The following is a 20,585-nucleotide window of genomic DNA, read 5'->3' as shown; positions in this document are numbered from 1 at the left end:
CCGGCTCACCCGCGGTGTATCGTCCAGAGGAGCGCGGACATGACCACGAGGAGGACGGCGAACGTCGCCAACTGCACCAGCGCCAGCACGTAGGTGCTCGTCCCGGGTTCGACTTCCGTCAGCGACAGCAACAGGAGGACGACGGACACCGCCGAGATGACGAGTACCACCTTCATCTGAGTCGTGTAGTCTCGGAGGACGTCGACGAGTCGCGTCTCGGCCATAGCGACTACTCGCGCCCGGCGTATTTGATTGTGTTGTCCGTCGGAGAGTGTGCCGTCCGCGAGAGTGTCTCCGTCGATAGAGTTAGATAACGGGGGTCGCATGCCTACGGTATGGACCGAGGAGTAGTCCTCTTGGAGGACACCGAGATGCACAGGCGACTCCTGCGCGAGGCCAAAGAGCACGCCGTCGGGGCCGACACCGACCTCGTTCTGTTGGTGACGCTCACCGAGGAGGAGTACGAGGAGACCCACGAGATGCTCGACACCATCGGGAGCGTCGAGCACACGACCTACACCGACGATCAAGTGCTCACCGCGGCGACGAACGTCGCAGAGGAACTGGCCCGCGACGTTCTCGCGGACGGTGCCGTCTCGTACGAAATCGTCCCGCGCGTGGCCGACGAGAAGGACCGCGCAGAGACCGTCGTGACCGTCGCCGAGGAGACGGGAAGCGACCACGCGTTCGTCCTCGGACGAAGGCGGTCCCCGACGGGGAAGGCGATATTCGGCGACCTCGCCCAGCACGTCGTCCTCAACTTCGACGGGTACGTCACGCTTCACGCCCAGTGAGGCGGTGACGCCGTTCGAACGGCCTCGTTCGACCGCGCGCCTCGGAACTCGGCCTCTTGGACGGCGACCGGTACCGCGAGACGGCGGAACGGGCCGTCGAGGCGTCGGTCCGCGTCGTAGACGACGGCGCGGTACGGCGCGTCGCAGGGCCGCCGGGCGGCCCGGAAGCGCCCTCACGGACACGCCCTACGGGCAGGAGTGGTTCCTGATGGCCGCGAACGCGTTCCGCTGAGCCGAGTCGCTCGCCCGCTTTTCCGATTCAACGCGTCTTGTCCACCACGTAATCGACGTCGACGTCCGACCCGGGGTCGGTCCGCCACTCGAACACGAGGTCCCAGACGCCCGCTTGGCCGTCCCACTCGAAGTAGCTCTCCCACGAGTAGGTGCTCGACGTGCCGCCGGTCGCGGGTTTCGCGCGGAGGTCCAGCGCCGAGCGTTCGAAGTCCTCCGGTTCCTCGACGCTACCGGGAACGGACGCGTAGTCGGACCCGCGGACGCCCTCGACGCGCGCGGCGGGCGACTCGCCCGAGGAGAGGGTGACCTCGCCGGACGCGAACCCGCCGCCGACGTTGTCGCGGACGACGGTGGTGTTCGAGAACGTCCGGACGTTCTCCTCGGTCCCCGCGCCGCGGACGTCGTTGTTGACGATGCGGTTGTTGTTCGTCTTCGGGCCGGTCTCCAGGATCCCCCACGCCTGCTTCGGGTCGTCTCGGTCGTCGTACACGCGGAGGTTGGTCACCGAGACGCTCTCGGCGGGGATCTGTTCGCCGTCGTTGCGGGAGTCGATGCGGACGCCGTCGCCGTCGCAGTTCTTCACGACGCCGCCCTGCACCGCGAAGTTCCGACAGTTCTGGATCAGGATGCCCTGGTCCGACGCGCCATCGATGTTCACCTCGCCGACGGTCACGTCGTAACACTCCGAGACGCCGAAGATGCCGCGCGCGCCGCCGCGACTCACCACCTCGCCGACGGTGATGTCGTGCGCGCCGTTCGCGACGCGGAACGTGGCGTACCCGGCTGGGACGCCGGGTTCGAGACCGACGACGCCGTTGACCGTCGCGTCCACGGTGTCGTTGAGGAGGACGACGCAACTCGCGGGGTCCACGCCGATTATCTGATCCACCTGCAGGCGGTCCACGCCGTACGTCTCGAACGCGTGGTGGTCGTTGCCCTCGACGTACACCCGTTCGACCTGGATGTCGGTCGAACGCGGCGCGTCGCCGCGGCCGTCGATGCGGACGCCGTCGCTCTTCGTGCCGACGATTCGCAGGTCGCCGAGGCGAACCTCCGAACAACTCGTCAGTCGGACGCCCATCTCCGCCGGTCCCTCGACGACCAGCGACTCGACTTCTATCTGCTCTGCGCCCTCGGCGCGCACGACGGGCAGCACCTCCTCGCCGTCGGGAACCGAGAGCGTCACCGGCGCGTCGAGGATAGTGTAACTCGGCAGTTCGATGGACCCGTCTCCCTCGCGTATCTCGCCCGGCGACGCGACGACCACCTTCTCCTTCGACGTTCGGCCGTCCGTGAGGCCGTCGATGGCCGCCCGCGTGACGGGAACGACGCCGTCTCCGCTGGCAATCTCGCCGTCCGGGCCGTCGGCGTGGAAGACACCCTCCTCGTCCTTCCAGACGACCACGTCCGCCTCGCGGGCCGAGGTGTAGACGTGTCGAACGTCGAGTTCGTCGAGTTCGTAGAGGCTGTGACCGTTGGCGTCCACGTCCCGGTTCCACGGCTTTCCGGAGGGACCGCCCTCCGTCCCTCCGTCGGCGGACGGCGTTTCGGCACTCGCGTCGCGTCCGAGTGCGGCGACGCCGCCGACGCCGAGGAGTGCCATCGCCGTCCGCCGAGTGTACGTCAGGGCGTTCTCCGTCTGCTGTTCGTCACCGTCGCTGTGTGAATGCGATTCACTCACACGATACCGATTACGTTCGTCCGTTAAATAAACTGTCTCTCTTTTGAACGTCCGGGAATCGGACGCATCTACTGCGAAGGCGGCGGAGAACTCGGTCGGTTCACCGGGGCGGACTGTCCCACTCCTCGCCGTCGTCCTGCGGGTTGTAACCGATGCGGGCGCGGGCGTGTTCCAGGTCGTACCACCGGCGGTGGTTGTCGCTCACGCCGCTGAAGATGCCGAACTCCACGTCGTCGTCCCGCAGACAGCAGTCTATCTCGTGGGCGAAGTCGCGGCGGGACTGCCACATCGCCTTCATGCGGGCGACCATTCTGTCGTACTCGGCGCTTCCGCGTTCCGTCGTGCCCTCGTCTACGGCGTGTTCTGCGTCGCCGTACGGGTGGTCGTACTCGGGCATGTTAACGGTACAAACGCGAAGCGCGTAGAACTGCTCGGGGTGCTCGTAGTTCTCGACGTAGTACCGACCCATGTCCTCTCCGTAGGCCTTCGTCATCCCGTAGAAGGAGTCCGGCCGGACCGGGTCGGTGTGGTCGATGACCAAGTCGTGGTCGGGGTAGTAGATGTCGGGAGCGAACTCCTGTTCGTACCCGCCCATGACGTGGTTCGTCGAGAGGAAGACGAACGTCTCCATCTCCGCCTCCCGCGCGGCCTCGAGGGCGTTGTACATCCCGATGATGTTCGGCTCGAACACGTCGTTCCAACTGCCGTCCGTGTCCGGGTACGCCGCCATGTGGACCATCGCGTCCTGCCCCTCCGCCGCGGATCGAAGCGCATCAGCGTCGGCGACATCTCCGACGACGGTGTCGTACCCGCCGTAGGGGTGGTCCTCCGGGCGGTCAGACCGATTGAAGTACGTGAAGTCGTACTCCTCTCGGTCATGGAGGTGGTCTATCACCGCGGTACCGCATCGACCGTACGCGCCGGTCATCAGCACGTCCATACCTTCCCACTCCGAGGTGTCCGTAATAAGTTGCGGGGTTCGCACCAGTGCGCTCTGTACCGCGAAACGCGGCGAGACGGCCTCACTGACGGTGGGTTTATATTCGGCGACCCTGTGGTTACGACCCATGTCATCGTCAGACACATATCTGCGGCGACGCCTGCGTGGCGTCGCCGTCGGGTTGTTGACGCCGTTCGACGACGAACTGCGGGTCGCGCACGGGAAACTCGCGGAGAACGCGCGGACGCTCGCCGACGAGGGAATCGAGACGTTCCTCGCGGCCGCGAACATCAGCGAGTACCACTCGCTCTCGCAACGGGAACGCGTCGAGGTGACCGAGACGAGCGTCGACGCGCTTCCGTCCGACGCCTGCGTCCTCGCCGGCGTCGGCGGGTCCACCGCGGACGCTCGGGAACTCATCGAAGCGTACGACAGAGTCGGCGTGGACGGGATGATGATAATGCCGCCGGACCACACGTACCTCCACGAGCGCGGACTCCTCCGCTACTACGAGAAACTTGACGAGGCCACCGACACGCCCCTCGTCCCCTACGTCAAGGGGTTCGACCCCTCCGTGGCCTACCTTCGGGACCTCACCCACATCGACGGCGTGGTCGGCATCAAGTACGCCTTGGAGGACCCGGTGAAACTGGGTGCCGGCGTCGCGGCCGGGGCGGACGACGTGGTGTGGGTGGACGGCCTCGCGGAACCGTACGCCGTCTCGTTCTGGAACGAGGGGATCGAGGGGTTCTCCGCCGGCGTCAGCAACTTCCGGCCGGAGGTCGGACTCGCCCTCTTCGACGCCCTCTCCGACGCCGACTGGGAACGCGCCCGGACGATTCGGGACCTCACGCTCCCCTACCAGAACTTCCGCGACTCCACCGGCCGGGACAACGACATTCCGGGCGCGGTCAGCGTCTCCGCGGTGAAGAAGGGACTCGAACTCGCCGGCCTCCACGGGGGGCGGGTCAGAGAACCGATTCGCCCGCTCTCGCCCGAGGACGAGCGGAGAGCGGAGGAACTCTACGCCCAACTCGACGACGACATCGAGCGAGTCATCGGGTAATCCGGTCCGTCCGCCGAGTCGACGTCTGTTTCTCCGTACCGTGGCGTCTCGCCGTCGCAGTCACCGTCTAGCTGCGACACCGGCCGCCTGTCCCCCGGTTTCCCGTTAGAACGCGTCACCTCCGGAACATCGCGTCCGGACCGGGCCTCCACCGCCGACCCGTTCGCGCTGGGGGAACGGAATCGAGCGGGGGACCCCCGCCTGAGCGGAAAATCTACCCTGGTAGTTCCCGACAGGGGAACCGTTCGATTAACGGCTCGTACCAGCCGGTCGTCGGCGGTTCGTCCACTCTCGAACGCGATTCGCCGCTCGGAGACGGTTCCACGAGCGCCGAAATTCGCCTCGAACGGACGAACTGCGACCGGACGTTACAGTTCTATGTGCGTAACGGTTCGGCCGCAGGGAACCGGGGCGTGGTAGCAGTCACCGAATACGCCGAACGAATCGTTCGACCGCCCTCCGGCGGCGGGGATACCGATAAGTGGGTGTACCGCGCAGGGAACCCTACATGAGACGAGACGGTATCACGTTTCACAACGTTCGGGAACTCCGCGACGTCGAGGGCGACGGTCTGAGACTCCAGCGAGTGCCCGAGGACGTTCGGACCCGACTGAACGAGGGCGCACAGACTCGGATGTGTCACCCCGCCGGCGTCGAACTCCGGTTCGTCCCCGACGGGCCCGTGCGAGTGACGCTCTCCTCCCGCGTGCGCGACAGCGTCGTTCGACCGTTCTGGGGCGACTTCCAGGCCGCCGGCGAGGAAGTCGTCGTCGGGGAGGAACCCCGCACCATCGAACTCGAACTCCCCGAGAAACTCACCGACCTGCGTCCCTCGGTCCGGGACGGACTTCGGTACGACCCGCGCCTCTGTCGCCTCGTTCTCCCGGGAGAACACCGCGGCGGACACATTCGTTTCCACGGCGTCGAGGGGGATGTTCGGCCTCCCCGAGAGTCGGAAGTTCCCTCGCTCCGGTATCTCGCCTACGGCACCTCGATAACGGAGGGGGAAGCCCCCAGTAGTGAGACGCTCACGTACGTCAATCAGACGGCGCGGCGACTCGGCGCGGACCCGATAAACCTCGGGTCCTGCGGCACCGCCTACTGCGACGAGGCGATGGCCGAACACATCGCGGGCCGGGGCGACTGGGACCTGGCGACGCTCTCGCTCTCGGTGAACATGGTCGGGACGTTCTCCGTAGAGACGTTCCGCGAACGGGCGGCCGCGATGGTCGATGCCGTCGCGGGGGCGAACTCCGACCGGCCCGTCGCCTGCATCACCATCTTCCCGAACGCCCGCGACTACCGCGTCGGCCACGAGGAGGGCGAGGAGTGCGAACGCTTCCGAGAGGCCCTCAGATCCGTCGTCGCCGACTCCGACCGCGAGAACGTCCACCTCGTCGAGGGACCGGACGTGCTTCCGACGGCCGCCGGACTGACGACGGACCTCGTCCACCCCGGCGACGACGCTATGGTGCGGATGGGCGAGAACCTCGCGCGCGAGTTGAAACCTCTCCTGCCGGCGGTGGAGTCGCCGGCCTGACGCACCGTCGGAACGACCGCTAACCGCGTAAAATCGGATCCTGCGGGCGTATACGCCGAGGGTGTACAATACGGTTTGAGAATCGCCGTCGCCGAGAACGCAAGAGACAAACCGTCCACGGCACTCCGGGCGACTATGAGTGTCGCACTGAAGTTGGGTTACATGCTCGCGCTCCTCGGCGTCGGCCTCGTAGCCAAATCTACGGGCGTCGTCACCGAGAGCCGGCGCGACCGACTCACCGTCTTCGCGTTCTACATCGCTCTCCCCGCCTTGGTGTTCTCCTCGACGTACGCCCAGCCCATCAGCGAAGTCGTCACGCCCACGCTGATGCTCGGCCTGTGGGCCGTCATGTTCCTGATGATAGGCGTCAGCCTCCTCGTCCACCGGTCCATCGCGGGGCGGGGAGCCCGAAGCGTCGCCATCGTCCAGTCGTACCACAGCAACTTCGGCTTCCTCGGGCTTCCGCTCGTCGCTTCCACCTTCGGTCCCATCACCACGGCGAAGGCGAGCATCATCCTCGGCGTCGGTTCGCTCACGCAGGTTCCCGTCACCGTCGCGTTGCTCGTCTCCATCAACGACGCGGACGTGGCGTTCCGCGACGAACTGGTAGAGGTGTTCAAGACGCCGGTCATCCCGGCCCTCGTGACCGGACTGCTGTTCTCCTACTTCGGACTCGGCGTCCCCTCGGTGGTCGCCTCCGGATTGGACGCCGTCGCGAGTCTCGCGCTTCCCGTCGCCCTCGTCTGCGTCGGCGCGTCCCTCTCCGCGGAGAGAGAGTCGTTCGACGCCCGGACGGTCGGCTCCGTGGTCGGTCTGAAGGTGTTCCTCATGCCGATTCTCGCCCTTCTCGTGTTCTCCGCGATGGGATCGGACTGGTCTACCGTCCAAGCGGGCGTGACGATGCTCGCCGCGCCGACGGCCGTCTCGACGTTCGTCTACGCGACCGAACTCGGCGGCGACCCTCGGTTGGCGTCGATGAACGTGTTCGTGACCACCGTCGTCTCCGTCGGAACGCTCCTCGCGGTACTTCGATTCCTCCTCTGAGCCGCCCGCCGAAACCTAACCATCGATAGTTTTAATACCTGAACGGTGTACGTCTGTACCGTCCCGCCTCTCACCGACGGGACTGTGATGCCGCTGCTCCAACACATCACACCGCGACCGACCGCCGCCACGGCCCGCGAAGCTGTTCAACCATCACTGTCTGTCCATGCCGCTTTCGCGGGAGGCCGGTTCGTCGAGGCATCGACGGGCCGGCCGTAACGGTCGCGTTCGATACGCACTGTCGCCGATCCTGCAACGCGCGCAACTCCATCACCGACGGAACCCCGCCTGTACCGAACGTTACTCCTCAGATTCGTTGTATCCGTCATCGAGACTCCCGACAGCGCGGGCCGCCGTCCGCGACAACTGAAGCGTTCCCGAGCCGGGAACTCTCTCGCTCCGTACCCGAGACGCCGAACGGCGCGGTTTTCGGCCTCGGCGGGTCGGAGCGACGGGAGCGGCGTTCGCCCGGACCGGTCGGATTCGGCCGAACGCGACCGATTCGACGCCGAGACGGGACGGAGCTACGCCCGTTCCGGTTCGGATGGCGGGAACGGGACGGAGACGAGGGACGAAACGGGCGGAGTCGGCCGCCGGGGCCCGTCACGCGAACTTCGTGTTCAGTTCGATGACGTTGGCCGCGCGCCGGACGTGATCCGAGAGGTCCCCGTGGAGTTGGTCCTTCGTGAACCGACTCGACGGACCGGTGATGCTGACCGCGCCGAGAACCTCGCTCCCGTCTCTGACCGGCGCGGAGACGCAGCGGAGGCCCTCGATGTTCTCCTCGTCGTCGATGCCGAACCCGCGTTCGCGGATGGCTTCGAGGTCATCGTACAGTTCCTCCTCGCTGGTCACCGTGTTGGCGGTCACCGGTTCGAACGACATCGACCGGACTATCTCCTCGGTGCGTTCCGGCGGGAGGAACGCGAGGATGGTCTTGCCCAACGACGTGGAGTACATCGGCGCTTGCGTCCCGACCCGAGAGCGAGTCTCGACGGCGTACTCCCCGGCCGCCTTGTAGAGGTACGACACCTGCCCGTGCTCTTCGATTCCGAACTGGACGATTTCGCCCGTCTCCTCGGCCAAGGAGTCGACCTCTTCGCGGATGACGTCGTAGTTTCCGACCTGCTCTCGGACGTGCGTCGCCATGTCGAGAAAGCGGAGACTGAGTCGGTAGCCGTCAGCCTCCCGGACGAGTATCTTTCGCTCCTCCAGCGTTCGGAGGTGACTGTGGACGGTGCTCTTCGAGTGACCCAACTCGTCCGCGATTTCGGTCACCCCGATTCGACCCCTGTCCTGCAGGAGGTCGATTATGTTGAACGCTATCTTCACCGAACGGATGGTGCGCCCCCGACGTTTGTTCGTGCTTGTCATACGACGACCCACGGTACGACCGCCCATAAATTTGTTCCCGAGCGGGGAACGAGACGACGGTCGTTCGCGGCCTCTCTCTGCTCTCCGTCCGCCGACGCGTCGCGGGCGAAAAAGGTTCGGTCCCGAAGAATTATCTTGCAGTGCGTCGCACCACCGAGTGATGCGATTCGTACGATTCACTGCGGACGGAAGCGTCGGCTGGGGCGTTCGAGACGGCGACCGAATTCACGACCTGCGGGCGCACGCGACGGGCGTGCCCTCGTACGGCGACGTCGCGTCCGCGGGCTACCGAAACCGAGTTCGAGACGCGGTCGAACGGGGGTCGCTCACGACGCACGACGCCGAGGACGTGAAGGCGTTAGCGCCGGTAGCCCAGCCCGGGAAGATAATCTGCGTCGGCCTCAACTACCACGACCACGCCGAGGAACAGGACGAGGAGGTGCCGGAGAAACCGATGCTCTTCGCGAAGGCGCCGTCCGCGGTGACGAACCCCGGAGACCCCATCGTCCACCCCGCAGACGTCGAACAGGTGGACTACGAGGTCGAACTCGGCGTCGTCATCGGACGGACCGCCCGAAACGTCGAGGAGGCGGACGCCGACGACTACGTGGCGGGGTACACCGTCGTCAACGACGTGAGCGCGCGCGACGCCCAGTTCGAGGACGAACAGTTCTTCCGCGGGAAGAGTTACGACACGTTCGCGCCGATGGGCCCGGCTCTCGTCACCGGCGACGAACTCGACCCGAACGACCTCGAAGTCGAGTGCACCGTCAACGGCGACGTGAAGCAGTCATCCACGACGGCGGAGTTCATCTTCGACGTCGGCGAACTCGTCGAGTACCTCTCCCACCGGATGACGCTCCACCCCGGCGACGTCATCTCCACGGGGACGCCCGGCGGCGTCGGCATCTTCCGCGACCCGCCGGAACTCCTCGAACCCGGCGACTCCGTCACCGTCTCCGTCGACGGCATCGGCGACCTGACGAACCCCGTCGTCTCCGAGGACTGAGTCCGCCTTCGACCGTACGGAAACGCTCGGTACCGCGCGGTAGCGGCACTCTTCCTCCAGTTCTCTCCTCGTTCGTAGCGGGCTTCACCCGCCGGACCGAGCGGTTCGCGGACAGCATTGCCCCGACAGTGACTTACAAATACGTTCGTTATATATCCCATCTCACAGTTGTAACTTTACCTCGATTGCCTTTCCTCCGACGGTCGGAACGGCCGTCTCTGCTCGTGAGTCGTCTTCCGCGCGTGAGCGTCGGAACGGGGATTCGTTCCGACCGCTTATCGGGCGAGTACTCGCGCGGCCCACGCCCGGAACCTCGGTCCGAGGGCGTTCGAATCGACGGCGACCGGGTCGCCGTTCGCGTCGAGGTACGTTCGCTCCTCACCGTCGCGCGTCCAGGCGAGACTCCGTCCCCCGTCGGTCGCGTTCGCGCCGCCGCGGAGTTCGTACCCCGGCGGCGCGCGGAGCGTGAATCGGTCGGTGCCGAGGTAGCGCGGCCCCTCGCTGCCCGAGGCGAACGGCACTCCGGGCCCCTCCGGGGACAACGGCGTAAACACGACTGCGCCGGCGACCGACTCCGCGGCGTCGGCGTCGCGGTAGTCGACCACCAGCGTCTCGCCGTCGATTCGACTGCGGACCGCTTCGGGTTCCGCGACGCTCCGTCTCGTCGTCTCTTCGACGACGGCGCGCCGTAACGACTCGTTCTCAGCGAGGGCGTCGCGTCCGGACGCGAGTTCGACGCGCGCCCGCCACGTCGTCGAACCGTTCTCGTGGAGCGTGACGGTCAGCGTGCTGTCGCCGGCGGTGACGGGAGTGCCGTCCGGGGCTGTCAGGTCGAGCGAACAGACGCCGCAGACCGGCGTCGGCGGCTTTCGCGCGTCCGCGGACGGGACGGCGGCGACGGCGGATAGCGCGAGGAGGAGGGCGATCGCAACCGCGGTAGTTCCGTGGGGACGCATACCTGACAGTCAACATTGAATAACATATCGTTTTCGGATACAGAAGAGACGGCCCGACCCGCCGGCGGCGGACCGACGCCTCAGTGCCGCCCGGGTTCGACGGTCAGCGTCGCCGTCTCGCCCTCACAGGAGAAGACGAACGCGCCGGGTTCGACCCGTTCGTAGTCGCCGGCGCGGACGGCGAGGGATTCGACGGGCACCGTCATCTCCAACTCGGTCGACTCGCCGGGTTCCAGCGACGCCTTGGCGAACCCGACGTGTTCCCGGACGGGCGTGACGCGCGAACTGACCACGTCCTCGACGAACAGGTCAACCGACCGCTTCCCCGCGCGGTCACCCGCGTTCTCGACGGTCACCGACGCCGTTACCGTCCCCGCGGGGCCGACGCTCTCGGTTGAGAGCGTCAGGTCCGACACCTCGAAGTCGGTGTAACTCAGGCCGTGGCCGAACGGGTAGAGGGGGTCGTACGAGTCGGGGTGTTCGTCCGCGCCGATGGGCGTCGGGTGCGGCAGGTGGTCGAACAGCGTCGGCAGGTGCGCCGCGGACCGCGGGACGGAGACGGGGAGGCGACCGCTCGGGTTGTGGCGGCCGAACAGCGTCTCGGCCACCGCCGTCCCGCCGTCCATCCCCGGAAAGTAGGCCGTGAGGATACCGGGGACGTTCTCGTCGGCCCACGGAATCGAGAGGGGGCGACCCGACACGAGGACGAGAACCGTCGGCGTCCCCGTCTCCTGTACCGCCTCCAGCAGGTCCCGTTGGGCCTCGGGGAGTTCCAACCGCGTCCGCGTCGGGAACTCGCCGGTCGGACGGGTGATCTGCTGGGGGCCGAACTCGTGGATGTACCAGTCCTCGCCGAGGACGACGACGGCGGCGTCGGCGTCCTCGGCGGCGTCCGCCGCGGCGTCGATGCCGACGTCCTCGGTGATAGTCGCCCCTTCTTGGTACGTCACCGACTCCTCGCCGACGACGTCTTCGATGCCCTCGCGGACGGTCACGCCCTGCAGGTCCGTGTCGTCCATGACGCTCCACCCGCCAAACTGGTTGTGCAGGTCGTCGGCGTTCGGCCCCGTCACCAGGACGTCGTCCAGCGACTCCGAGAGGGGGAGGACGCCGTCGTTCTTCAGGAGCGTCATCGACTCGCGGGCCGCCTCCAACGACGCCTCGCGGTGGTCCTCGGTCGAAAGCGCCTCCGACGCGGCGTCGGGTTCGACGTAGGGGTCCTCGAACAGGCCGAGTCGCGCCTTCAGTTCGAGGACGCGTCGAACGCTCTCGTCGAGGCGACGTTCCGATAGCTCCTCCTCGCGGACGAGTTCGACCAACTCCGCGGCGTAGTCGGGGCCGCCGACGGAGACGAGGTCCAGACCGGCGGTGAACGCCTGCCACGCGGAGGTGCGCCGCGAGTCGGAGGTGCGGTGGTCCTCGTGGAGGTGATCCACGCCGCCCCAGTCGGAGGTGACGAACCCGTCGAAGCCGAGTTCGCCCCGCAGGAGGTCCGTCAGGAAACGCTCGGACCCGTGAGCGGGTTCGCCGTCGACGGAGTTGTAACACGGCATTACCACGTCCACGCCCGCCTCTAATACTCGCTCGAACGCCGGGAGGAACGTCCGGCGGAACGTCGATTCGGATATCTCGACCACCGAGGCGTCCTCGCCGCGTTCGGGTTGCCCGTAGGCGGGGAAGTGCTTCGCCGTTGCGGCGATTGTCGGGTCGTCGCCGTCGGGTCCGCGCAGGCCGCGCGCCTCCGCGGCGGCGAGTTCGCCGCAGAGGTACGGGCTCTCGCCGTACGTCTCGAACACCCGCCCCCAGCGCTGGTCGCGGACCACGTCCGCCGTCGGGCCGTAGTTCAGCGTCGCGCCCGTCGCCCGCGCCTCCAGACCGGTCACCTCGCCGCCGCGTTCGACGAGTTCGGTGTCGCGCGCCGCGGCCATTCCGACGTTGTGCGGGAAGATGGTCGCGCCGTTGATGTAGGCGTGCCCGTGCACGGCGTCTACGGGAATCAACAGGGGGATGCCGAGGCGCGTCTCCTCGATTGCGTGCCGTTGGAGGCGGTTCGCCACCTCAGCGGCCCGTTCGGGTTCATCGAGCGTCGTGATGGCGATACCGAACGGCGACACCGCGCCGATGTGGTCCTCGGCTATCTCCCGTTCGGCGTCCTCCATCGTCTTCTCGGTGCCCAACTTTCCGACGTACGTTCCGGCGAGTTGCCCGGCCTTCTCTTCAAGCGTCATCTCCGCGAGCAACTCGTCGATGTCGTCCGCCGAAACGCCCGGAAGCGCTCCGTCGGACCGCCGGCCGTTCTCCGTATCCGAGTCCATGCGTCCCACATCTTCGACCGGCGACATAACCTCTTGGGAACCGTCCACATCTCCTGACGCCTCCGCGGCTGCGCGTACCTCCGACCTGCTTCGCGTATTCCCTCCCTCCGCGACGCCGCCCACCGACGGCGACGAGCTTCCACGGCCCGCGACGGTGCGGTGTCTTTTTTGACCGCGGCGACGAGGTTCCGCTATGACAGACACGCCGTACCGAACGCCCGCGTGGTTGCGTCGGGACGCCCTCGGCGTCCTCGACTTCCACAGAGAGCGTTCGCTGGACGCCCACTTCGGCGGCTACACCGCACAGGTAAGCGACGTCGACGGGGCCGTCTACGACCAGCGAACGAAACACCTCGTCCCGACGGCGCGGTTCGTCTTCGGGTTCAGCGTCGGCAAACTTCTCGACGGTCCGGTCTGGTGCGAACCGGCCGCCGAACACGGCCTCGCGTACCTGCGAAACGTCGCGTACGACGCGGAACGCGACGGCTACGGCTGGCAGTTCGAGGGGCGCGAAGTCGTAGACGACACCCGGGCGACCTACGGCCACGCGTTCGTCCTCCTCGCGTACGCGACGGCCGCCCGCGCGGACATCGGCAACGTCGAACACCTCGTCACCGAGACGGCGGACCTCCTGGACGACCGGTTCTTCGAACCGGAACACGGCGCGTACGCGAGCAACCGAACGGCGGAGTGGGAACCGGTCGAACCGTCCTACCGTGGGCAGAACGCGAACATGCACGCCTGCGAGGCGTTGCTGGCGGCGTACGAGGCGGTCGGCGACGAACGCTGCCTCGAACGCGCGACGACCGTCGCGGAGAAGATAGCCCTCGACAGGGCAGACGCCGCCGACGGCTTGCTCTGGGAGCACTTCACCGAGGACTGGGAGGTCGATTGGGAGTACAACCGCGACCAGAAGGCCGACCTGTTCCGCCCGTGGGGCTACCAACCCGGCCACCTCCTGGAGTGGTCGAAACTGCTCGTCCAACTCGACGAACACGACGACGCCGACTGGTACCTCGACCGCGCGGAGCGATTCTTCGAGGCGGCCGTCGAGGACGGGTGGGACGACGAACGCGGCGGGTTCTACTACACGTTCGACCGCGACGGGTCGCCCATCGTCGAGGACAAGTACACGTGGGCGCTGGAGGAGGGTCTCGGCGCGGCCGCCCGCCTCGGCGCGGCCACCGGCGACGACGGCTACTGGGAGTGGTTCGACGCCATCCACGCCTACCTCGACGAGTACGCGACGAACCACTCGCTGGGCATCCGCTACGAACGCCTCACGCCCGACGGCGAACCCCACCCGACCATCGACGAGACGCCGAAGGTCAAGAGCGGCTACCACCACGTCAACTCCTGTTACGAGGCCCTGCGGGCGTTGGACGCCGTCTAGGCGAACCGGCGCGTTCGGCGCTTCTCTGGAGCGTCGGGCGTGAACCCGATTCGACGGTCCCGAGGACGCGACTGGGGATGTGGGGGCGTTCGCAGACGGTGTGTGAGACGAAATGACTATGTGTTGGGTCTGTCATGACGTAGACGGATATGAGCAGGTACACAGTCGCCGTCGTGGGAACCGGGGCCGACCCGAGCAATCCGACAGTCGAGGGGTTCGCCATGGGGTATCGACACGCAGAGGCGTACGCGACCGACGACCGCTGCGAACTCGTCGCGTGCGCGGACATCGTCCGCGAGAACGCCGAGGCGTTCGCGGAGACGTTCGGCGTGCCCGAGGCGGGCGTCTACGAGGACTACGAACGGATGATAGCGGAGGTGGAACCGGACGTGGTGAGCGTCTGCGTCCCGCCGAGTCTCCACCGCGACCTGGTGGTCGATTGCGCGCGAAGCGGCGTCGTTCGCGCCGTTCACTGCGAGAAGCCCATGGCCGACGCGTTGGCGGACGCCCGCGAGATGGTTCGGGAGTGCCGCGAGTGCGACGTGCAACTCACGTTCAACCGTCAGCGACGCTTCGGCGCGCCGTTCACGGAGGCGAAGCGTCTGCTCGACGAGGGGACGATCGGCGGCCTGACGCGCGTGGAGATCGGCTGGGGTGACTTCTACGACCTCGGCGCGCACACGGTGGACCTCGCGGGGATGTTCAACGACGAACACCCCGCCGAGTGGGTCATCGCGGCCCTCGACTACCGCGAGGAGGACCTCCGGTTCGGCTCCCACCAGGAGAACCAGATGTGGGCGCAGTGGCGGTACGAGAACGGCGTCTACGGCGTCCTCTCCTCGGGGAAGGGCGACGACTTCGTCGACGCGGCGTTCCTCCTCCGCGGCACCGAGGGGAACATTCGAATCGACGTCGAGGGCGGTCCGATGCTCGAACTCGAACGCGGCGGCGAACGCGAACCGATAGACGTCGGCACCGAAACGCTGCACCGCACGGGGACGGAGACGGACCGCTTCGGGTCGCACTTCCACGACCGGGCGGTCGCGGAGGTGTTCGACGCGCTCGACGAGGGGCGAGAGTCGGTTCTGAGCGGCCGTCTCGGCCTCAACACCGCGGAGATTCTGTTCGCGGGCTACGAGTCCGTCCGCCGCCGCGGCCGCGTGGACCTGCCGTTCGACGCCGACGACCACCCGTTCGAGGCGATGGTCGAGTCCGGCGAACTGTCGCCCGAACCGTCCGACGACTGAGGACGCGGCGCTTCGCTTTCGACTCCCCGTCTCGGAGGCCACCGACGCCCGATTTCCGTGAACATAGACGTGATTACACTTCTATGACTGTAACGCCCGTTCGATCCGCCCGCGACCTATCGCTACGAGCCTCCGCTCCGCGCTTTTATCCGGCCGACGAGTGTAACTCGGACAATGACCCCCGACGGCCCGCGGTTCGAGTTCGAGTACAGTCCCGGGAAGATACTCTGCGGCGAGGGGTGCGTGGCGGATCTCGGCGACGAACTCGCCCGACGGAATCTCTCGCGCGCGATGGTCGTCTCCGGGTCCACCGTCGGTTCGACGCCGGGCGTGATGGACCCCGTCCGCGACGGACTCGGGGACTCGTTGGTCGAACTGTTCGACGAGACGACGCCCGAGAAGTACCTGCGGACCGCAGTCGAGGGCGCGCGCGTCGCACGCGAGAACGACGTGGACGCTCTCGTCGCCGTCGGCGGCGGCAGCAGTCTGGACACGGCGAAGACGATGAGCGCACTCCTCTTGCACGACGCGCCGCCGGAGGAGACGGCCGAGGCGGCCATCGAGGAGGGAGCCGTTTCCGTCGCACCGGACGGCCGGCCGACGCCCGTCGCGGCCGTTCCGACGACGCTCGCGGGCGCGGACCTCTCGGTCATCGCGGGCGTGAAACTCACGCTCGACCCCGGAGAAGCGCCCGACCACGAACTCCCGAACGGGTCGGTCAGCGACCCCCGTCTGATGCCCGCGGCGATCTTTTACGACCCCGACCTCTACCGCACGACGCCCGCATCTGTCCTCGCCCCGTCGGCGATGAACGGCTTCAACAAGGGTGTGGAGATGCTGTACTCGCCGTACGCCACGCCCGTCACCGACGGGACGGCCGTCCGCGGCCTCCGACTCCTGCAGTCCGGCCTCGGAACGATTCGGGAGGACCCGATGGACGACGAACGACTGTTCGAGACGCTCTCCGGCGTCGTGAACGTCCAGTACGGCATCTCGACGCCCGGGCGGTACAAGGCCTCCGTCATCCACGCCTTTGGACACGGGTTCTCGCACGACTACGACGCTCACCAGGGGACGGTCCACGGCATCGTGACGCCGCACGTCCTGCGGTACGTCTTCGACCGCGCGGACGGTCGCCGCGACCTGTTGGCGGAGGCGTTCGACGTTCGAACCGACGACAAGACGGACGCCGAGGTGGCCGACGCAGTCGTCGAGGCCGTGGTCGGCGTCCGCGACAGTCTCGAACTCCCGTCCCGCCTGCGGGAGATAGACGGCCTCGAACGCGACCACCTCCCGAGCGTCGCGGAGGAGATTCGCGCGGACGGACTCATGGACGCCGCCCCCGAGGGAGTGGACCCGACGGCCGAGGAGATTCTGGAGATTCTCGAACGGGCGTGGTGAACGCCCCCAGTAGGGCCCCTTCCTCTGGGGCGAGGCGCGAACCGCGACCGCGACGCGCCCGAACGATCGTTACAGCCCTGTTCGATATCTTCGAACGACTACGAGTACGCGATGTTCAGTTCGAGTTCGTTCGCCGCGCCGAGGAGGAGGTTCGGCAACTCCTCTTCGAACCACTCGCCTTTCAGCCGGTGGGAGGGGCCGGAGACGCTGAGCGCGCCGATCACCTCCTCGTCCACGGAGACGGGCACCCCGACGGCGTTGAGTCCCTCGATGTTCTCCTGGCGGTTGAAGCTGTAGCCGCGTTCCCGGATTTCGTCGAGTTCGTCGCACAGAACCTCCGAGTCGGTTATCGTCTGCTCCGTCATCGGTTCGAACTCCGTCCGTTCGACGACTTCGAACAAGCGTTCCTCGGACAGTCCGGCGAGGATGGCCTTCCCGGCCGCCGTCGAGTGGAGGGGGATTCGGCTCCCGATTCCGGGGTCGGTCATGACCGCGCGTTCGCCCACCGACCGGCAGAGGTACACCGCCTCGCCGTGCTCTTCGACGAGGAACTGGGCGCGTTCGGCCGTCTCGTCGGCGATCTCGGCCACCTTGTCGCGGGCGAGCTTGTACCCCGGCTGGCGGTCCCGTGCCCGTTGCCCGAGGTCGAAAAAGCGGAGGCCAACGTGGTACCCGTCGGACTGTCGGACGACGTACCCCAGCGTCTCCAGCGTTCGGAGGTGCCGGTGGACCGTGCTCTTGGCGTAGTCCAACTCCGCGGTCACCTCCGTGACGGTCATCCCGCCACCGACCTTCAGACACTCCACGATGTCGAACATCGTCCGGGCCGAACGGACGGTGTCTACCTCCCCCGCGTCGTCTGGTTCGCTCATGGCGGGAGGGAGGCCTGGACGCACTAAAGTTTGTTCGATAACTTCGAACGACTGGCGGCCGGCGGAGAGCCAAACGCTTAACTGGCGAGGTGGGGGAGTAACTACCATGCCACCGGAGTCGCCCGAGCGACGCTTGAGCGAGTTCGCCGCCGAAGTCGAGTACGCCGACCTCTCCGAGGAGGTGCGAGAGACGGTGATTCGGGCGTTCGTCGATACGGTCGGCGTCACCCTCGCCGGAACCGTCGAGGGCGCGGGGGAGACGACGACGCGTTCGCTCTGCGTCGAACCGACGGACGCCGACGCGGCGACGCTGTTGGGAATCGACGCCGCGGAGCAACCCGCCCAAACCGCCCTCCGCGTCGGGACGGCCAGTCACGCTCTCGACTACGACGACCTGTCGTGGGCGCTCGACGGCCACCCCAGCGTGACGCTCGTCCCGCCCCTGTTGGCGTTGGCCGCCGAGGCGGACGCCGACGGGCGGGACCTGATAACCGCCTACGCCGCCGGATTCGAGGTGGAGTGCGCCGTCGCGGGGCCGATAAGCCCCGCCCACTACGAGGCTGGATGGCACGCCACCTCGACGTTCGGGACGTTCGGGGCCGCGGCGGCGGCGGCCAACCTCCTCGGTTTGGACGCCGAGACGACGGAGCGAGCGCTGAACGTCGCCGCCTCGATGCCCTCCGGGGTGAAGCGGAACTTCGGGTCGATGACGAAACCGTTGCACGCAGGGCTCTGTTCTCGGTCCGGGGTCACCGCCGCCCGCCTCGCCCGCGACGGCCTCACCGCCTCCGCGACGGCGATAAGCGGCGAACGCGGCTTCTGGGACCTGTACGGACCCGGCGAAGAGGGGGCCTTCGAACTCGGCGACGAGTGGGCGCTCGAAACCGAGGGCATCCACGTCAAAGCCTACCCCTGCTGTTACTTCACACACACGAGCATCGCCGCCACCGAGTCGCTGGTCGAGGAGGAGGGCATCGACCCCGACGAAATCGAGCGTATCGAGGTTCGGGCCGCGGGCGGCGCGGGCGACGCCCTCACCTACCCCGACCCCGACTCGGGACTCGAAGCGAAGTTCTCGATGGAACACGCCGTCGCCTGCGCCGCCGTCCGCGACAGGGTTGACCTCGCTGCGTTCGAGTCGCCCGCGATAGAGGACTCCGCCATCGCGGACCTGCGCGAACGCGTCGCGTTCGAGGTGGACGAGGGACTCGACTACGACTCCCACGAGGCGACGGTCCGAATCGTCGCCGCCGACGGGACGTCCGAACGCCGACAGGAGAACCCGCCGGGGACGCACGACAACCCCCTCTCGGCCGGCGAACTCCGGGCGAAGTTCGGCGAGTGCGCGGAACGCGCGCTTCCCGCCGAAGAGGCCGACAGACTCTACGACGTCGTGGCCCACCTCGACACCGTCGAGGACGTCGCCGACGCGCTTGCCGGCGAATAACAATCCGTGGCTTTAAGCGGGAGGTCGTCTCATACCAAGCTGACCCGAATGGTACGCAGAGACACGGTTCAGTTGACCGAGCAGCAGCGACGCGTGCGCGACTCCATCCGCGACATCTGCGCCGACTTCGACGCAGCGTACTGGCGCGAGTGTGACGCCAACGCCGAGTATCCGTCGGAGTTCGCGGACGCGTTAGCCGAGGACGGCTGGCTCGGCGCGCTCATCCCCGAGGAGTACGGCGGCATGGGCCTCTCCACGGAGGAAGTCGTCGTGATGCTGGGCGAGGTGGCCGCGAGCGGTGCCGGATTCAGCGGCGCGCAGTCCGTCCACGGCGCGATATACAACTCCGTCCCCCTCGTGAAGTACGGCGACGAGGCGATGAAAGAGGACCTCCTGCCGGAAGTCGCCGCCGGCGAGACGTCGATTCAGGCGTTCGGACTCACCGAACCCGACGCGGGGTCGGACTCGACGTCCCTCGCCACGCGGGCGGAGAAGGAGGGCGACGAGTACGTCGTCAACGGCGAGAAGATATGGATATCCCGGGTGGACGTGAGCGACTACCTCGTGTTGATGGCCCGGACGACGCCCCGCGAGGACGTCGAGAAGCGAACGCGCGGCATCTCGATGTTCCTCGTGGACTTGGAGGAGGCGTTCGACGCCGGCAGCCTCCACCTCTCGCGGATAGACAAGACGGCCAGCGAAATCGTCCACTCCTACGAGATGACGTTCGAGGACTTACGACTCGACGAGTCGGCGCTCATCGGCGAGGAGAGCAACGGCTTCTACCAGATGCTCGACGGCCTCAACGAGGAACGCCTCGTCATCGCCGCCGAGTGCGTCGGACTGGGCGAACTCGCCGTCGAGAGGGGCGCGGAGTACGCCGGCGAACGCGAGGTGTTCGGCCGCCCCGTCGGGCAGAACCAGTCGATCCAACACCCCCTCGCGGAGGCGTACGCCCGGCTGCAGGCGACCAAGCAGATGGTGTACAGCGCCGCGGAAGCCGCCGAACGCGACGGCGACGCCAAGGCCGTCGGCGCGCGGGCGAACATGTCGAAGTTCCTCGCGGCCGACGCCGCCTTCGACGCCGCCGACGCGGCGGTCCAGACCCACGGCGGGTTCGGCATCGCCCGCGAGTACGACGTGGAGCGATACCTCCGCGAGGCGCGGCTCGCGCGGTTGGTGCCGATAACGCAGCAACTCGTCCTCAACTTCGTCGCCGAGAACGAGTTGGACCTCCCGCGTTCGTACTGACGACGAATCGGCCGACGACGG

The 20,585-nt window shown here is 67.2% G+C and carries 17 protein-coding genes; 10 read left to right on the top strand and 7 right to left on the bottom strand.

Annotated features, from left to right (window positions below; all coding sequences use genetic code 11):
• Nucleotides 1-5 precede the first annotated feature (5 nt).
• Complete coding sequence (locus ACFQEV_RS09340) at nt 6-224, bottom strand: hypothetical protein (protein ID WP_379695176.1); 219 nt, start codon at nt 222-224, stop codon at nt 6-8.
• Nucleotides 225-335: 111 nt separating this feature from the next.
• Between ACFQEV_RS09340 and ACFQEV_RS09335 the strand changes: the two genes are divergently transcribed.
• Nucleotides 336-794, top strand: coding sequence for a universal stress protein (locus ACFQEV_RS09335; RefSeq protein ID WP_379695174.1), 459 nt, complete (start codon nt 336-338; stop codon nt 792-794).
• 259 nt (nt 795-1,053) lie between these two features.
• Here the strand turns inward: ACFQEV_RS09335 and ACFQEV_RS09330 are convergent, their stop codons facing one another.
• The gene (locus ACFQEV_RS09330; RefSeq protein ID WP_379695173.1) at nt 1,054-2,709 is read right to left on the bottom strand and encodes a right-handed parallel beta-helix repeat-containing protein; all 1,656 of its coding nucleotides are present in this window, start codon (nt 2,707-2,709) and stop codon (nt 1,054-1,056) included.
• 100 nt (nt 2,710-2,809) lie between these two features.
• Complete coding sequence (locus ACFQEV_RS09325) at nt 2,810-3,649, bottom strand: NAD-dependent epimerase/dehydratase family protein (RefSeq protein ID WP_379695171.1); 840 nt, start codon at nt 3,647-3,649, stop codon at nt 2,810-2,812.
• A 127-nt stretch (nt 3,650-3,776) separates the two neighbouring features.
• On the opposite strand from ACFQEV_RS09325, the gene ACFQEV_RS09320 reads away from it, so the two are divergent.
• From ACFQEV_RS09320 to ACFQEV_RS09310, 3 genes are all read left to right on the top strand, one after another.
• Complete coding sequence (locus ACFQEV_RS09320) at nt 3,777-4,715, top strand: dihydrodipicolinate synthase family protein (protein ID WP_379695170.1); 939 nt, start codon at nt 3,777-3,779, stop codon at nt 4,713-4,715.
• A 508-nt stretch (nt 4,716-5,223) separates the two neighbouring features.
• Nucleotides 5,224-6,255, top strand: coding sequence for an SGNH/GDSL hydrolase family protein (locus ACFQEV_RS09315; RefSeq protein ID WP_379695168.1), 1,032 nt, complete (start codon nt 5,224-5,226; stop codon nt 6,253-6,255).
• Between the two features lie 135 nt (nt 6,256-6,390).
• On the top strand, nt 6,391-7,299 hold the full coding sequence (locus tag ACFQEV_RS09310) for an AEC family transporter (protein ID WP_379695166.1): 909 nt from the start codon (nt 6,391-6,393) through the stop codon (nt 7,297-7,299).
• Nucleotides 7,300-7,902: 603 nt separating this feature from the next.
• Here the strand turns inward: ACFQEV_RS09310 and ACFQEV_RS09305 are convergent.
• Nucleotides 7,903-8,673, bottom strand: a complete 771-nt coding sequence (locus ACFQEV_RS09305) for an IclR family transcriptional regulator (RefSeq protein WP_379695164.1) — start codon at nt 8,671-8,673, stop codon at nt 7,903-7,905.
• Nucleotides 8,674-8,833: 160 nt separating this feature from the next.
• Here ACFQEV_RS09305 and ACFQEV_RS09300 point away from each other — a divergent pair, with 160 nt between their 5' ends.
• On the top strand, nt 8,834-9,682 hold the full coding sequence (locus tag ACFQEV_RS09300; protein WP_379695162.1) for a fumarylacetoacetate hydrolase family protein: 849 nt from the start codon (nt 8,834-8,836) through the stop codon (nt 9,680-9,682).
• A 275-nt stretch (nt 9,683-9,957) separates the two neighbouring features.
• Here the strand turns inward: ACFQEV_RS09300 and ACFQEV_RS09295 are convergent, their stop codons facing one another.
• Both ACFQEV_RS09295 and ACFQEV_RS09290 read right to left on the bottom strand, forming a co-directional pair.
• The gene (locus tag ACFQEV_RS09295; RefSeq protein ID WP_379695160.1) at nt 9,958-10,638 is read right to left on the bottom strand and encodes a hypothetical protein; all 681 of its coding nucleotides are present in this window, start codon (nt 10,636-10,638) and stop codon (nt 9,958-9,960) included.
• A gap of 80 nt (nt 10,639-10,718) precedes the next feature.
• On the bottom strand, nt 10,719-12,953 hold the full coding sequence (locus tag ACFQEV_RS09290) for a glycoside hydrolase family 3 N-terminal domain-containing protein (RefSeq protein WP_379695158.1): 2,235 nt from the start codon (nt 12,951-12,953) through the stop codon (nt 10,719-10,721).
• A 193-nt stretch (nt 12,954-13,146) separates the two neighbouring features.
• Here ACFQEV_RS09290 and ACFQEV_RS09285 point away from each other — a divergent pair, with 193 nt between their 5' ends.
• From ACFQEV_RS09285 to ACFQEV_RS09275, 3 genes are all read left to right on the top strand, one after another.
• Nucleotides 13,147-14,346: an AGE family epimerase/isomerase gene (locus tag ACFQEV_RS09285; protein WP_379695156.1), complete on the top strand. Its 1,200-nt coding sequence runs from the start codon at nt 13,147-13,149 to the stop codon at nt 14,344-14,346.
• 149 nt (nt 14,347-14,495) lie between these two features.
• Complete coding sequence (locus tag ACFQEV_RS09280; protein ID WP_379695154.1) at nt 14,496-15,593, top strand: Gfo/Idh/MocA family protein; 1,098 nt, start codon at nt 14,496-14,498, stop codon at nt 15,591-15,593.
• Nucleotides 15,594-15,767: 174 nt separating this feature from the next.
• Entirely contained in the window at nt 15,768-16,994 is a 1,227-nt protein-coding gene (locus tag ACFQEV_RS09275; protein ID WP_379695152.1) for an iron-containing alcohol dehydrogenase family protein, read from the top strand.
• Nucleotides 16,995-17,092: 98 nt separating this feature from the next.
• On the opposite strand, the gene ACFQEV_RS09270 is transcribed toward ACFQEV_RS09275, so the two are convergent.
• Nucleotides 17,093-17,866, bottom strand: coding sequence for an IclR family transcriptional regulator (locus tag ACFQEV_RS09270; RefSeq protein WP_379695150.1), 774 nt, complete (start codon nt 17,864-17,866; stop codon nt 17,093-17,095).
• Nucleotides 17,867-17,972: 106 nt separating this feature from the next.
• On the opposite strand from ACFQEV_RS09270, the gene ACFQEV_RS09265 reads away from it, so the two are divergent.
• Nucleotides 17,973-19,313, top strand: coding sequence for an MmgE/PrpD family protein (locus ACFQEV_RS09265; protein WP_379695148.1), 1,341 nt, complete (start codon nt 17,973-17,975; stop codon nt 19,311-19,313).
• A 48-nt stretch (nt 19,314-19,361) separates the two neighbouring features.
• The gene (locus ACFQEV_RS09260; protein WP_379695146.1) at nt 19,362-20,564 is read left to right on the top strand and encodes an acyl-CoA dehydrogenase family protein; all 1,203 of its coding nucleotides are present in this window, start codon (nt 19,362-19,364) and stop codon (nt 20,562-20,564) included.
• The last annotated feature ends 21 nt before the right edge of the window (nt 20,565-20,585 follow it).

This window comes from Halopelagius fulvigenes (assembly GCF_042662625.1).
Taxonomy (GTDB): domain Archaea; phylum Halobacteriota; class Halobacteria; order Halobacteriales; family Haloferacaceae; genus Halopelagius; species Halopelagius fulvigenes.
This window is presented reverse-complemented; position numbering and strand designations above follow the sequence as displayed.

Bases quoted from the DNA above. Each gene is read 5' to 3' on its own strand.
- ACFQEV_RS09340 (WP_379695176.1), bottom strand. From the start codon at position 224: ATGGCCGAGACGCGACTCGTCGACGTCCTCCGAGACTACACGACTCAG.
- ACFQEV_RS09335 (WP_379695174.1), top strand. From the start codon at position 336: ATGGACCGAGGAGTAGTCCTCTTGGAGGACACCGAGATGCACAGGCGA.
- ACFQEV_RS09325 (WP_379695171.1), bottom strand. From the start codon at position 3,649: ATGGACGTGCTGATGACCGGCGCGTACGGTCGATGCGGTACCGCGGTG.
- ACFQEV_RS09320 (WP_379695170.1), top strand. From the start codon at position 3,777: ATGTCATCGTCAGACACATATCTGCGGCGACGCCTGCGTGGCGTCGCC.
- ACFQEV_RS09315 (WP_379695168.1), top strand. From the start codon at position 5,224: ATGAGACGAGACGGTATCACGTTTCACAACGTTCGGGAACTCCGCGAC.
- ACFQEV_RS09310 (WP_379695166.1), top strand. From the start codon at position 6,391: ATGAGTGTCGCACTGAAGTTGGGTTACATGCTCGCGCTCCTCGGCGTC.
- ACFQEV_RS09305 (WP_379695164.1), bottom strand. From the start codon at position 8,673: ATGACAAGCACGAACAAACGTCGGGGGCGCACCATCCGTTCGGTGAAG.
- ACFQEV_RS09300 (WP_379695162.1), top strand. From the start codon at position 8,834: ATGCGATTCGTACGATTCACTGCGGACGGAAGCGTCGGCTGGGGCGTT.
- ACFQEV_RS09295 (WP_379695160.1), bottom strand. From the start codon at position 10,638: ATGCGTCCCCACGGAACTACCGCGGTTGCGATCGCCCTCCTCCTCGCG.
- ACFQEV_RS09290 (WP_379695158.1), bottom strand. From the start codon at position 12,953: ATGGACTCGGATACGGAGAACGGCCGGCGGTCCGACGGAGCGCTTCCG.
- ACFQEV_RS09285 (WP_379695156.1), top strand. From the start codon at position 13,147: ATGACAGACACGCCGTACCGAACGCCCGCGTGGTTGCGTCGGGACGCC.
- ACFQEV_RS09280 (WP_379695154.1), top strand. From the start codon at position 14,496: ATGAGCAGGTACACAGTCGCCGTCGTGGGAACCGGGGCCGACCCGAGC.
- ACFQEV_RS09275 (WP_379695152.1), top strand. From the start codon at position 15,768: ATGACCCCCGACGGCCCGCGGTTCGAGTTCGAGTACAGTCCCGGGAAG.
- ACFQEV_RS09270 (WP_379695150.1), bottom strand. From the start codon at position 17,866: ATGAGCGAACCAGACGACGCGGGGGAGGTAGACACCGTCCGTTCGGCC.
- ACFQEV_RS09265 (WP_379695148.1), top strand. From the start codon at position 17,973: ATGCCACCGGAGTCGCCCGAGCGACGCTTGAGCGAGTTCGCCGCCGAA.
- ACFQEV_RS09260 (WP_379695146.1), top strand. From the start codon at position 19,362: ATGGTACGCAGAGACACGGTTCAGTTGACCGAGCAGCAGCGACGCGTG.